The 11,292-nt window shown below is 70.0% G+C and carries 8 protein-coding genes; 4 read left to right on the forward strand and 4 right to left on the reverse strand.

From position 1 onward, the window contains the following. Positions 1-5: 5 nt before the first annotated feature. From IE278_RS24840 to IE278_RS24855, 4 genes are all read right to left on the reverse strand, one after another. The gene (locus tag IE278_RS24840) at positions 6-2,225 is read right to left on the reverse strand and encodes a FlgD immunoglobulin-like domain containing protein (RefSeq protein WP_189775463.1); all 2,220 of its coding nucleotides are present in this window, start codon (positions 2,223-2,225) and stop codon (positions 6-8) included. A 208-nt stretch (positions 2,226-2,433) separates the two neighbouring features. Then, positions 2,434-3,918 (reverse strand): glutamate--tRNA ligase, encoded by a 1,485-nt coding sequence (gltX, locus tag IE278_RS24845; RefSeq protein ID WP_189775464.1) that lies wholly within the window; start codon positions 3,916-3,918, stop codon positions 2,434-2,436. Then, complete coding sequence (locus tag IE278_RS24850) at positions 3,911-4,699, reverse strand: fumarylacetoacetate hydrolase family protein (RefSeq protein WP_189775465.1); 789 nt, start codon at positions 4,697-4,699, stop codon at positions 3,911-3,913. The genes gltX and IE278_RS24850 overlap by 8 nt, the downstream gene beginning before the upstream one ends. 109 nt (positions 4,700-4,808) lie before the next feature. After that, complete coding sequence (locus IE278_RS24855; protein WP_189775466.1) at positions 4,809-4,997, reverse strand: hypothetical protein; 189 nt, start codon at positions 4,995-4,997, stop codon at positions 4,809-4,811. Positions 4,998-5,596: 599 nt separating this feature from the next. Here IE278_RS24855 and IE278_RS24860 point away from each other — a divergent pair. From IE278_RS24860 to IE278_RS24875, 4 genes are all read left to right on the forward strand, one after another. Beyond that, the gene (locus tag IE278_RS24860) at positions 5,597-9,427 is read left to right on the forward strand and encodes a sensor histidine kinase (RefSeq protein ID WP_189775467.1); all 3,831 of its coding nucleotides are present in this window, start codon (positions 5,597-5,599) and stop codon (positions 9,425-9,427) included. Positions 9,428-9,436: 9 nt separating this feature from the next. Beyond that, positions 9,437-9,850: a roadblock/LC7 domain-containing protein gene (locus tag IE278_RS24865; RefSeq protein WP_055520031.1), complete on the forward strand. Its 414-nt coding sequence runs from the start codon at positions 9,437-9,439 to the stop codon at positions 9,848-9,850. 102 nt (positions 9,851-9,952) lie between these two features. After that, positions 9,953-10,351, forward strand: coding sequence for a DUF742 domain-containing protein (locus IE278_RS24870; protein ID WP_055520025.1), 399 nt, complete (start codon positions 9,953-9,955; stop codon positions 10,349-10,351). Further along, positions 10,332-10,907, forward strand: coding sequence for a GTP-binding protein (locus IE278_RS24875; RefSeq protein WP_055520027.1), 576 nt, complete (start codon positions 10,332-10,334; stop codon positions 10,905-10,907). The genes IE278_RS24870 and IE278_RS24875 overlap by 20 nt, the downstream gene beginning before the upstream one ends. Positions 10,908-11,292: the final 385 nt, after the last annotated feature.

Consider the following 11,292-nt stretch of genomic DNA (forward strand, 5'->3'; position numbering starts at 1 on the left):
GGGCGTCAGTCGACCGTCGTCGTGCCGGTCTGGGTGAGGGGCGCGCCCTGGCCGTCGCGCGGCTCGGCGGTGAGCTTCCAGGTGTACGTGCCCCGGGGCACCCGGGCCCCGGCGGTGTTCGCCGCGTTCCAGGACGGGCGGACGGCGGCGGCCGTCGACGCGCCGGTGAGCGTGCGGACGGTGGTGCCGGAGCTGTTGCTCAGCGTCAGGGTCCAGGTGGACGGCTTGCTGAGCTGCCACACGGGCTGCCACGGGTTCGCGATGGTCGGGCCCGCCTGCGGTTCGGCCTGCGTCTCCATCACGGCGAGCGGCGAGGTGGGGACGCCCGCGGTGACGAGGGCCACCCGGCCGTCGGCGGTGAGGTACGCGATGTTGCCGCCGAAGCGGTCGACGGCCCAGCGGCCCGTGTGACCGCCGGTGTTCTCGTCGGCGGTGGGCAGCACGGCCACGGTCCTGGTCGTCGCCGTACCGGTGTGGAAGTCCGTGAGCTGCAGTTCGTGGGTGGTGCGGTTCTCGCGGACCAGATAGCCGTCGGCGAGGCGGGCCGAGCCTGCCGGAACCGTGACGCTCCGGCCCGTGGCGCGGTCGTACACACCGGCGGGGCCCGCCGTGCCGCACGTCCAGTACAGCCAGGTGTTGACGGCCTGGATCTCGCTGGGGACGCAGGGGGCGCCGGTCGCGACGGTGGCCACGTTCGTCCGCGACTTGAGGTCGTGGCCGACGACGCTGCCCTGGGTGGTGCCGGGGGTCCACAGGCGCTGGCCCCAGACCGCGGCGGCGCTGCGGGTGCGGTTCAGCGCGGTCCCGCCGTCGGCGCCGCGCGGGAAGTCCGCGACCTTCTGCACACCGGCCGAGCCGCCGTTGTAGAGGACGTACCGGCCGGTGCCGGTGCCGAGCCGGCCGCCGGAGTCGCCGGTGGGTTCGGCGCTGTAGGTGTCGGTGCTGAGCCCGGCCACGTGCACGGACTCCTTGCCGTCCGTACCGGTGGAGAGGTAGGCGAAGCGGCCGTCGCCGAGGGCCTCCAGTTGGGGGCAGGCCGCGTCGCCGCCGAGGCAGGGCGAGGAGGCGACGTACGGGCTGCGGCGCTCCTGGCGGCCGGTGGGCTTTCCCTCGGTGTCCAGCGGGACCGCGTACAGGGCGTCCCAGCCGGCCGGAACGGCGCTGCCGAACATCAGCAGTTCGCCGCCCGCGAGGGCCAGGCCGTCCACCTGGGCGCGGCCGGCCGGGACGGTGAAGACCGGCTGGGCCGAGACGTCGCCGTCCGCGGTGGGCAGGACGCGGTACACGTGCCGGTCGGTGCTCAGCTTCCCGGCGTCGACGAGCAGTCCGCCGTCCTGGGTCGCCACGGCGGTCCCGTCCGCGTGGTCGAGGACCGTGCGCCTGGCGCCGGTGGTGAGCGAGACGGCGGTGAGCGCGAGGTCGGCGTCCGAGGAGGTGAACTCGGGGTGGCCGCTGAGGACCTGGTCGCCCACGACCGCGAGGGGCTTGTAGGGGAAGCTCACCGCGGCGGGTTCGGTGCCGGGCGCCGAGTCCACCCGGACCGCCTTACGGTCCACCAGGACCCAGTTGTCGTTGAAGTGGACGTCCGGCGTGCCGCCGGAACCCTCGACGTAGGTGCGGAACGTGCCGTCCGCGAGGTCGACGAGGCCCACCGAGGTGACGCCGTCCAGGGTGTAGGTGACGGCGAGCCGGCGGACCGAGCCGCCGGTCGTGTACGCGCCGGGCCGCGCGCCGGACGGCAGGCCGGTGACCGGGAGGTCGGTGGTCGCGCCGTCGGTGGTGGCCCGCAGGACGTGCGGGCCACCCTCGGCGTCCTGGGTGAGCACGCTCCAGCCGGACATGCCGCGGTACGTCTGGCCCGCCGGGATCGTGACCGTGGCGGTCACGCCGGTGGAGCGGTGCTTCTGGCCGACGGTGCTGCCCGACCTGCTGGTGAGCACGACGTCGGTGCCGGTGGCCAGGTCGTCCGGGCCCGCGTGCCCGGGAGGGGTGACGCCCGGGAACTCGGCCCACAGGGGGTTCGAGAGCCAGCCGATCTCGTACTGGAATCCGGAGGCCCCCGCCCATCGCAGCCGGACCTCGGTCGGCTTGACCTGGTTCAGCTGTGTGGTGGCGACCGGCGTGTCCGCGTTCGGCGCGGCCTGGGCCGGCCCGGTCAGCACTGTCCCCGACAGCGCGAGCGCCCCGCCCAGAGCGAGTCCCACAAGTCTTCGTGAACGGATCACGTTTCCCTCCCCTGAAACATGGTGAACACACGCATCACGTGCGCGTGCACCATCCAATGCGGGCCGGGAGAGCCGGAGTTGGCAGGAAGGATGAACTCCGGGTGTCGGATCCGTGTACGCCGAAGGGGCGGCATCCGAACTGGATGCCGCCCCTTACCTGCACTACACGCACTACATGCGCTGCGCGACTACATGCGCTGTGCGACGCCTACGCGGTCAGCTTCGCCAGCGCCGCGTCGATGCGGGCCAGCGACTTCTCCTTGCCCAGGATCTCCAGGGACTCGAAGAGCGGCAGGCCGATCGTGCGGCCGGTGACGGCGACGCGGACCGGGGCCTGCGCCTTGCCGAGCTTCAGGCCGTGTGCCTCACCGGCGGCCAGCACGGCCTCCTTGAGGGACTCGGCGGAGGTCCAGTCCGCGGCGTCCAGCTTCTCGCGGGCCGTGGTGAGGAGAGCGTCCGAGCCCTCCTTCATCGCCTTCGTCCAGGACGCCTCGTCGACGGCCGGCTCCGGCAGGAACAGGAAGTCGACGTTGTCGGTGATCTCGGAGAGCACCTTGAGGCGGGTCTGGGCGTGCGGGGCGATCGCGTCCCACTTGGCCGCGTCGAAGTCCTCCGGCGCCCAGGGGGCGAAGGGGGCCTTCAGCCAGGGGGCGCAGCGCTCGGCGAACTCCTTCACGTCCAGCAGGCGGATGTGGTCCGCGTTGATGGCCTCGGCCTTCTTGAGGTCGAAACGCGCCGGGTTGGGGTTGACGTCCGAGACGTCGAAGGCGGCGACCATCTCCTCGATGGAGAAGATGTCGCGGTCCGCCGAGAGCGACCAGCCCAGCAGGGACAGGTAGTTCAGCAGGCCCTCCGGGAGGAAGCCGCGCTCCCGGTAGAGGTTCAGCGAGGACTCGGGGTCGCGCTTGGAGAGCTTCTTGTTGCCCTCGCCCATCACGTAGGGGAGGTGGCCGAAGGCCGGGGTCTCCTTGGCGATGCCCAGCTCGGTCAGCGCCTTGTAGAGGGCGATCTGGCGGGGGGTGGAGGAGAGCAGGTCCTCGCCGCGCAGGACGTGGGTGATCTCCATCAGGGCGTCGTCGACGGGGTTGACCAGCGTGTAGAGCGGGGCACCGTTGGCGCGGACGATGCCGTAGTCCGGCACGTTCTCGGGGAGGTACGTGATCTCGCCGCGGACCAGGTCCGTGAAGGTGATCGGCTCGTCGGGCATGCGGAAACGCACGATGGGCGTGCGGCCCTCCGCCTCGTACGCGCTCTTCTGCTCGGCGCTGAGGTCGCGGCAGTGGCCGTCGTAGCCGGACGGCTTGCCGGCGGCGCGGGCGGCGTCGCGGCGGGCGTCCAGCTCGGGCGTCGAGCAGTAGCAGTGGTAGGCGCGGCCGGCGTCCAGGAGCTTGTCGGCGACGTCCTTGTAGAGGTCCATGCGCTGCGACTGCCGGTACGGGGCGTGCGGGCCGCCGATCTCGGGGCCCTCGTCCCAGTCGAAGCCCAGCCAGCGCAGCGAGTCGAGCAGCTGCCCGTACGACTCCTCGGAGTCGCGGGCCGCGTCGGTGTCCTCGATGCGGAAGACGAACGTACCGCCGGTGTGGCGGGCGTACGCCCAGTTGAAGAGGGCCGTGCGGACCAGGCCCACATGGGGGTTGCCGGTCGGGGAGGGACAGAAACGTACTCGGACGGCGGGGTCGGATGCGCTAGCCACGCTTGACAACCTTGTTGGTGAGAGTGCCGATGCCTTCGATGGTGACGGCGACCTCGTCGCCGTCACTGAGGGGGCCGACCCCTGCGGGGGTGCCCGTGAGGATGACGTCTCCGGGGAGCAGCGTCATGGCCTCGGTGATGTTGACGATCAGATCCTCGATGGAGTGGATCATCTCGCTGGTGCGGCCCAGCTGGCGTTGCCGGCCGTTGACCGTGCACTGGATGGTGAGGTCGGACGGGTCGAGGTCCGTCTCCACCCAGGGGCCGAGCGGGCAGGAGGAGTCGAAGCCCTTGGCCCTGGCCCACTGCTTCTCGCGGCGCTGGACGTCGCGTGCGGTGACGTCGTTGGCGCAGGTGTAGCCGAGGATGACGTCCTTGACGCGTTCGCGCGGGACCTCGCGGCACATCCGGCCGATGACCACGGCCAGCTCGGCCTCGTGGTGCAGCTCCTCGGTGAAGGAGGGGTACGCGATGTCGTCGCCTGAGCCGATCACCGAGGTGGAGGGCTTGAAGAAGGCGAACGGGGCGTCGGGCACCTCGCCGCCCATCTCCTTGGCGTGCTCCGCGTAGTTGCGGCCGAAGGCCACGACCTTGTTCGGGAGGACGGGCGGCAGGAGGCGGACCTTGCTCAGCGGGACCTTGGTCCCGGAGAGCTCGAAGTCGGCGAACGGGATGCCCTTGATGATGTCGAGCACGAGGCCGTCGGTCGATCCAGGAGGGCTCTCGCCCTCGACCGCACCGAACGCGACGTTGCCGTCGATGGAGAACCTGGCGATGCGCACGGTGTCCTTGCGCCCCTCACTGAGCTGGCCGGAGTCTGATGCTCCAGGCTAACGCGGCAAGGGGCGGCCGCCTCGCGCATTACGGGCCGGGGCCCGCCGGGGGGAGTGGCTACTCGGTGACGCCCGCCGCGACCGGGACGTCCATCAGGATCGTGCGCCGGGGGTTGGCGGTCTGCGCGGGGAGCTCGACGGCGTGCCCCTCCCGCTCCGGCGTACGCAGTTCCTCGGCGTCTTCGAGGTGCGCCAGGGTGGTGCGTCGCGGGTTGGCTATGTTGAGGAAGGTCATCGTCGTCTTCATCTGGGGTTACAGGCCCTGTTCCATCGTGGCGCCGGCGGGTTCGTGAACCGTCGCGTAGGCGCGGGTTGTCGGATTTGCCATCCCTGTAAAGCGTCAGGCTAAACATGCGCTTCCCCGTCGAAGCTGTGAAGACGACGTGATCGTCGTGTGAGTTTCCTCACTTACCCCTGGACATTTGACCCAATCCGGACCACCGCCCTCAGGCCACCAAACGGACATTGCGTCACGGAAGACATCATTCCGCTCCTGATCATGGCGACTGGGACACCCCTCCCTCATGAAGGTCTCGTCCCTTTGTGTCCGATATGGATGAGGTCACTTTCTACGTCTCGTGACGCTGCCCTCACAACGCGTCACGGAGGTCACAGCATGACCCATGGGCCTTGTTGGAGATCCGGCACTGTGCTGGAATTCCTCGGACCGCCGCAGGAACGACCCGGCGCGCAGGGGCGCAACGCAGCGCCGAGTGGCGGCGGGAAAGGGGAACCTGCGCCGGTCACTCACGACCACCATGGGAGCGCGTTCAGGGCGCTCCCAAGACGCCGACACCGTCCCGCCGTTCACGCGGAGGGGCGCCTGGTCCAGAGGTTGCGACGCTAGTGCAGGGACGTTTCAAGAGGGATGGCAGCGCTTCGGCGGAGCCGGAGCCGCAAGGCGGGACTGGCCCCAGGGCAGTCGGCTCCTCGCCCCAGCACGCCCAGAACCCGGGACCGGCGCAGGCCGGCAACAGCGGTGACCGCTCCTCGCGGCCCGGTGCGCCCAAGGGCGCCCAGGGCAAGGGCGGTCCGAACGCGGCGAACGGTGCTCCCGGCACCCCGACTCCCGCGCCGCCGAAAGCCGGCGCGAAGGCCCCCAATGGCCCCGGCTCGCGCATAGCCCTGCGCAACTGGCGCATCTCCACGCGTCTGGTCTCGCTGCTCGCGCTGCCCGTGGTCGCGGCCACCTCGCTGGGCGCCCTGCGCATCAGCGACACGATGGACGAGATCCAGCAGCTCGAGAACATGAAGCTGCTGACCGACATGACGAAGCAGGCGACCGAGCTCGCCGCGGCGCTCCAGACGGAGCGCGACAAGTCGGCCGGTCCGCTCGCCAACGGCACCAAGGCCAGCGACGTCACGATCAAGGGTCTCCGCGACAAGACGGACCGTGCGCGTGCCGCCTTCCTGGAAGGCACCCACGAGCTCGACGACGCGGACAACAACGAGAACCTCGACGGTGTACGCGACAACGTGGTGGCCATCGCCACCCAGCTGAACACCCTCAACAAGGTCCGCAACAACGCCTTCCAGGACGAGGACAACTCGTCCCAGTCGGTCGAGGCGTACCACCGCCTCATCGAGCAGCTGCTCGGTCTCTCGCAGGACATGGCCGAGGCGACCAGCAACCCGGAGATGATCCAGCGCACCCGCGCCCTGGCGGCGTTCTCCACCGCCAAGGAGTACGCGTCGGTCCAGCGCGCGATCATCGCCGCGGCTCTGCCCGCCACGAACAAGACGTTCGGTGAGCTCTCCCCGAACGACCGGCAGTACGGCCTCTCCGCCTTCGAGAACCAGAAGTTCGAACTCACGAGCTTCGCCAACATCTACGAGGGCAACGCCGACCAGCTCACCAAGCCGCTCGACGAACCGAGCCCGACCATCAAGGACGCCGACGGTTACCTGTCGCGCGTCCTGCAGCGCAACAACGGTCTGCAGTTGCAGGCCAAGCGCTCGTACCTGGACTGGGTGGACGCCGACTCCGCCAAGATCCTGGAGATGTCGAAGATCGAGCTGACGCTCCTCAACCAGATGGAGCAGAAGGCCCGCGAGCTGCGCAACGAGGCCGAGCAGGAAGCGATCATCTCCGGTGCGCTGATCCTGCTGGTGCTCGGTGTGTCGCTGGTCGGCGCCTTCGTGGTGGCCCGCTCGATGATCCGCTCGCTGCGCCGGCTGCAGGACACCGCGACGAAGGTCGCCCAGGACCGTCTGCCCGAGCTGGTCAAGCAGCTCTCCGAGTCCGACCCGCAGGACGTCGACACGTCCGTCGAGTCGGTCGGTGTGCACTCCAAGGACGAGATCGGCCAGGTGGCCGCGGCCTTCGACGACGTGCACCGCGAGGCTGTGCGACTCGCCGCCGAGCAGGCCCTCCTGCGAGGCAACGTCAACGCGATGTTCACCAACCTCTCGCGCCGTTCACAGGGCCTCATCCAGCGTCAGCTCTCGCTCATCTCCGAACTGGAGTCCCGCGAGGCCGACCCGGACCAGCTGTCCTCGCTGTTCAAGCTCGACCACCTCGCGACCCGCATGCGCCGTAACGGTGAGAACCTCCTGGTCCTCGCCGGTGAGGAGCCCGGCCGACGCTGGACCCGCCCGGTCCCGCTGGTCGACGTGCTCCGCGCCGCCGCGTCCGAGGTGGAGCAGTACGAGCGCATCGAACTCTCCTCGGTGCCCACCACCGAGGTCGCCGGCCGCGTGGTCAACGACCTCGTGCACCTGCTCGCCGAGCTGCTGGAGAACGCCACGTCGTTCTCCTCCCCGCAGACCAAGGTCAAGGTCACCGGTCACGCGCTGCCCGACGGCCGCGTACTGATCGAGATCCACGACACCGGCATCGGCCTCTCGCCCGAGGACCTCGCGGCGATCAACGAGCGGCTCGCCTCGCCGCCCACCGTGGACGTCTCGGTCTCGCGCCGCATGGGTCTGTTCGTGGTCGGCCGGCTGTCGCAGAGGCACGGCATCCGCATCCAGCTCCGCCCGTCCGACTCCGGTGGTACGACCGCGCTGGTCATGCTGCCGGTCGACGTCGCCCAGGGCGGCAAGAAGGTTCCGGGCAACAAGCAGGGCCAGGGTGCTCCCGCCGTCGGCGGTCCGGCGGCGGCGCAGGCCGCGGCCGGTGTCGCGGCGGCCCGCCGGGGCGGTGCCGGAAGCGGTCCCGCCCTCGGTACGGGTGCGCAGGGCGGCCAGGGCGCCGGCAACGGTGGCCGGCTGAACCCGCCGCCGCAGCGTGGCCAGGTCGGCGCGGGTTCCGCTCCGCGGGCCGCACTGCCCAGGCCCGAGGCGGGCGGCCGTCCCGGTGGTCCGGGTGCGCCGGGTGCTCCCAACGGGGGCCGCAACCAGCAGTCCCCGCAGCAGCCCCCGTATCCCCCGCAGGGCAGGCCGGCTCCCGCGGGCGCCGGTGCCCAGCAGAGCTTCAACGGTTTCGGGAACGCCTCGGGCGGTCAGCAGGACCTGTTCGGCGGCGGACGCCAGGACACCATGGGCGGCAATCGCGGCCCGGGTTCCCCGCAGCAGTCCCAGCAGCGGCCGGCCGGCAACGGTGAGCAGGGCCGTCGCCCCCAGCAGCAGTCTCCGCAGCTGCCGCCCCGCGGCGGTCCGCGCGCAGAGCTGCCGGGCGGCAACCCGCAGCCGCGGGTGCCCAGCTGGAGCGACGACAACGCGCAGCCGCCGGTGCCGCGTTCCTCGCCGGACGCCCCGCGCGGCCACGAGGAGCCGGACGTCACCTCGCAGATGCCGCGGATCGACGACCGGCAGGGTGGGCCCGCGTCCACCGCCGAGTTCCAGCGGCCCGACTACGACGCCCCGCGTCCCGGCACGAACGCGCCGCAGGACAACGGACAGTTCGTCCGCACGGATGTGTTCGGTTCGCCGAACCACTCCGGTGCGGGACAGAACCCGCAGGCGGGCGGCCAGTACAACCGCCAGGACCCGGCGCAGTACGCCCCGAACGGCTACGACACCGGAACCAACGCCAACGGTCAGTACGCGGCGCCGGCCCAGCAGGACACCGGGCAGTACCCGGCGCAGGGCTACGGCGAGCGGCAGGACGGTGGCACCGGGCAGTACGAGCGGCCCGCCAACGGCAACCGTCCGTCGCAGCAGCGCCCGCAGACGCGCCGCCGTCCCGCGCTCCCCCCGGAGCCGGACAACAGGGCCGCCGCCCAGCGGCCCGACGAGGTGCGGGGTCCGAACGACGGCTGGGAACTGCCGCCGGCGACGAGTCCCGGCGACGGACGTACACCGCTGTACGACACCCTGGAAACCAACTGGTTCAACCAGGCTCAGGGCGGCGACGGCGCCCAGAACGAGCAGACGCCGCAGCAGCCCGCACAGGCTCCCGCGGCCCCGCAGCGTCCGGCACCCGCCGGCGCTTCCGCCTCCTCCTGGCGGACCACCCCCAATGACGAACTCGGCCGTCAGGCCGAGCGGGTACGCCAGCCCTCCGCGGGTGGCGTGACCGTCTCGGGTCTGCCGCGCCGGGTCCCCCGCGCGAACCTTGTCGCGGGAACGGCTCAGCAGCAGCAACAGCACCAAAGCGGTCCGCAGGTCTCGCGTGCGCCCGATGACGTACGCGGACGGCTGACCAATCTTCGTAGGGGCATTCAGCAGGGGCGCCAGGCCGGTACCGGCCAGACCGGCAGCTTCCCCAGCCCCACTCACCAGCAGGAGCGTTAGTTGAGCCAGATGAGCCAGGCGGCACAGAACCTCAACTGGTTGATCACCAACTTCGTTGACAACACCCCCGGGGTGTCCCACACCGTCGTCGTTTCCGCCGACGGACTCCTTCTGGCAATGTCCGAGGGCTTCCCGCGCGACCGCGCCGACCAGCTCGCGGCCGTTGCCTCCGGACTGACGTCCCTGACCGCCGGCGCCTCACGCATCTTCGAGGGCGGCACGGTGGCCCAGACGGTCGTCGAGATGGAACGGGGTTTCCTCTTCCTCATGTCCATCTCGGACGGGTCCTCCCTCGCGGTCCTCTCTCACCCGGACTGCGACATCGGCCTCGTCGGATACGAGATGGCTCTGCTTGTGGACCGTGCGGGCGCCGTGCTCACACCGGATCTGCGGGCAGAGCTCCAGGGCAGCCTGCTCCACTAGCAAGGTTCTACCGAATACAGGAAAAACCGTCCGGCCGCCCTCCCCCCACCGGCCCCGTCAGACGGCACGACTGACCGACTTGCTGTCCCGCCCGGAGGATCCATGACCCCGCCCACCGCTTCTCATGATCCGTACGCTCATTCGTACGAGGATGAGGGCGACCAGCCGCTGGTACGTCCGTACGCGATGACCGGCGGCCGGACCCGGCCGCGCTACCAGCTCGCCATAGAGGCACTGATCAGCACCACGGCCGATCCGGCAGCGCTCATGGGGCTGCTCCCCGAGCACCAGCGGATCTGCCACCTCTGCCGTGAAGTGAAGTCGGTGGCCGAGGTGTCGGCTCTGCTCTCCATGCCCCTGGGCGTGGCACGGATTCTTGTCGCGGACCTCGCGGAGGCCGGACTCGTCGCGATCCACCAGCCTGGTGGCGACGAGAGCAACGGTGGCGCTCCGGCCGTGACACTGCTCGAAAGGGTGCTCAGTGGACTTCGCAAGCTCTGACGGAGGGCGGGCGACCACCTCCGCGAAGATCGTAGTGGCGGGTGGTTTCGGCGTCGGCAAGACCACGTTCGTGGGTGCCGTCTCCGAGATCAACCCGCTGCGCACCGAGGCCGTGATGACGTCCGCGAGCGCCGGCATCGACGACCTCACCCACACCGGGGACAAGACCACCACCACGGTGGCCATGGACTTCGGCCGTATCACCCTGGACCAGGACCTGATCCTGTACCTCTTCGGTACACCGGGTCAGGACCGCTTCTGGTTCATGTGGGACGACCTGGTACGCGGCGCGATCGGCGCCGTCGTCCTGGTCGACACCCGCCGCCTGGCCGACTGCTTCCCGGCGGTCGACTACTTCGAGAACAGCGGACTGCCGTTCGTCATCGCCCTCAACGGCTTCGACGGGCATCAGCCCTACACTCCCGAAGAGGTGCGCGAGGCTCTGCAGATCGGACCCGACGCACCGATCATCACGACGGACGCCCGGCATCGTTCGGACGCCAAGAGTGCTCTGATCACGCTCGTCGAGCACGCCTTGATGGCGCGCCTGCGGTAGGGCCCGCCCTGCGCATGGCGTTCCGGAAGGCTCGGTACCCAAGTCGGCAACGCCGTACGAAAGTTGTCGTAGACGCATTGGAGCCGGCTGTGTCGTTTGACACGGTCGGCCTCAGTGTTCATAACGTTTCGACAGAGATATCGAGTGAGGCCACCACGCGACGCGGTCGTCTGATGCCGCTGTGCTCACAAAAGCCCCGTCTTTTGGCGGGGCTCGTTCTTTATGTTCCGTTTTATCTGCGGTTTACATCACCCGGAATCTTCGGTTCCGAGTGTTTGGACGAGCACACCCTGACGTGCTGGAATGCCAGAACTGCCCAGTAGTAAGAGCTCGTAACACGATCTTGTTGAGGTGCGCTGGTTGGGCGTGACCGGTTTGACGATTC

This window comes from Streptomyces tauricus, assembly GCF_014650955.1.
In the GTDB taxonomy this organism is placed as follows: Bacteria; Actinomycetota; Actinomycetes; order Streptomycetales; family Streptomycetaceae; genus Streptomyces; species Streptomyces tauricus.